Source organism: Acinetobacter sp. Colony158 (genome assembly GCF_019264745.1).
Lineage (GTDB): Bacteria > Pseudomonadota > Gammaproteobacteria > Pseudomonadales > Moraxellaceae > Acinetobacter > Acinetobacter ursingii.
In genome coordinates this window covers 1,209,782-1,211,838 of the sequence record NZ_CP078523.1, presented here as the reverse complement: position 1 = coordinate 1,211,838, position 2,057 = coordinate 1,209,782, and the positions used below count along the sequence as shown (strand labels likewise).

Genomic DNA, 2,057 nt, shown 5'->3' with positions numbered 1-2,057 from the left:
ATCTAAATTCATATACCAAAACGCTTGATTCAGTTAATTTGCTAGTTCTCAATTAACTCTGAGATCAGAATTACTTCTTCTCTCTTTGTTATTGAGTGAACAATTTATTTCAGACTCAATTCTCAATCTGTTAATGAATTAATGTAACCTCGTCAGCTACATTAAACTGTGATTAATCACAGAGCTTAATAAATCATTATATTTACTAAGCTCTATAATTTAATCTAGCCCGTACTCTTTTAAGTACGTGGTGGAGACTAGGAGAGTCGAACTCCTGACCTCCTGCGTGCAAAGCAGGCGCTCTACCAACTAAGCTAAGTCCCCAGCTTATATCATTACGTATCTTTAACTCTGTACTCATTAATCTATTCGTCAGAATGGTGGGTCTGACAAGACTTGAACTTGTGACCCCACGCTTATCAAGCGTGTGCTCTAACCAACTGAGCTACAGACCCTGAGAAATATAAAAGAGATTTCATCTCTTTTATATTTCGCAAGACAGCGTAGCGATAGACGCTCTTGCCTCACTTCATAAAAAGAGAAAATGCTTCTTTTATATCTTTCATTCAGATACCAGAAGAACAACTTGTTGTGGATTCTTACCAATCAACCAATCTTTTCGTTAAGGAGGTGATCCAGCCGCAGGTTCCCCTACGGCTACCTTGTTACGACTTCACCCCAGTCATCGGCCACACCGTGGTGAACGTCCTCTTTGCAGTTAGACTATCCACTTCTGGTGCAACAAACTCCCATGGTGTGACGGGCGGTGTGTACAAGGCCCGGGAACGTATTCACCGCGGCATTCTGATCCGCGATTACTAGCGATTCCGACTTCATGGAGTCGAGTTGCAGACTCCAATCCGGACTACGATCGGCTTTTTGAGATTAGCATCCTATCGCTAGGTAGCAACCCTTTGTACCGACCATTGTAGCACGTGTGTAGCCCTGGTCGTAAGGGCCATGATGACTTGACGTCGTCCCCGCCTTCCTCCAGTTTGTCACTGGCAGTATCCTTAAAGTTCCCACCCAAAGTGCTGGCAAATAAGGAAAAGGGTTGCGCTCGTTGCGGGACTTAACCCAACATCTCACGACACGAGCTGACGACAGCCATGCAGCACCTGTATGTAAGTTCCCGAAGGCACCAATCCATCTCTGGAAAGTTCTTACTATGTCAAGACCAGGTAAGGTTCTTCGCGTTGCATCGAATTAAACCACATGCTCCACCGCTTGTGCGGGCCCCCGTCAATTCATTTGAGTTTTAGTCTTGCGACCGTACTCCCCAGGCGGTCTACTTATCGCGTTAGCTGCGCCACTAATCCCTCAAAGAGACCAACGGCTAGTAGACATCGTTTACGGCATGGACTACCAGGGTATCTAATCCTGTTTGCTCCCCATGCTTTCGTACCTCAGCGTCAGTGTTAGGCCAGATGGCTGCCTTCGCCATCGGTATTCCTCCAGATCTCTACGCATTTCACCGCTACACCTGGAATTCTACCATCCTCTCCCACACTCTAGCTAACCAGTATCGAATGCAATTCCCAAGTTAAGCTCGGGGATTTCACATCCGACTCAATTAGCCGCCTACGCACGCTTTACGCCCAGTAAATCCGATTAACGCTCGCACCCTCTGTATTACCGCGGCTGCTGGCACAGAGTTAGCCGGTGCTTATTCTGCGAGTAACGTCCAGTAGCTGGTAGTATTAATACCAGTACCCTCCTCCTCGCTTAAAGTGCTTTACAACCATAAGGCCTTCTTCACACACGCGGCATGGCTGGATCAGGGTTCCCCCCATTGTCCAATATTCCCCACTGCTGCCTCCCGTAGGAGTCTGGGCCGTGTCTCAGTCCCAGTGTGGCGGATCATCCTCTCAGACCCGCTACAGATCGTCGCCTTGGTAGGCCTTTACCCCACCAACTAGCTAATCCGACTTAGGCTCATCTATTAGCGCAAGGTCATTATTGATCCCCTGCTTTCTCCCGTAGGACGTATGCGGTATTAGCATCCCTTTCGAAATGTTGTCCCCCACTAATAGCCAGATTCCTAAGTATTACTCACC

2 tRNA genes and 1 rRNA gene (1 of these 3 cut by a window edge) are annotated in these 2,057 nt (G+C 47.5%); all 3 read right to left on the bottom strand.

Annotated elements, in window-relative coordinates:
• Positions 1-248 precede the first annotated feature (248 nt).
• Positions 249-324: transfer RNA gene (locus tag JR005_RS04770), tRNA-Ala, on the bottom strand.
• Between the two features lie 54 nt (positions 325-378).
• Positions 379-455, bottom strand: a tRNA-Ile gene (locus JR005_RS04765).
• A gap of 168 nt (positions 456-623) precedes the next feature.
• Positions 624-2,057, bottom strand: a 16S ribosomal RNA gene (locus JR005_RS04760); it runs 105 nt beyond the window's last position.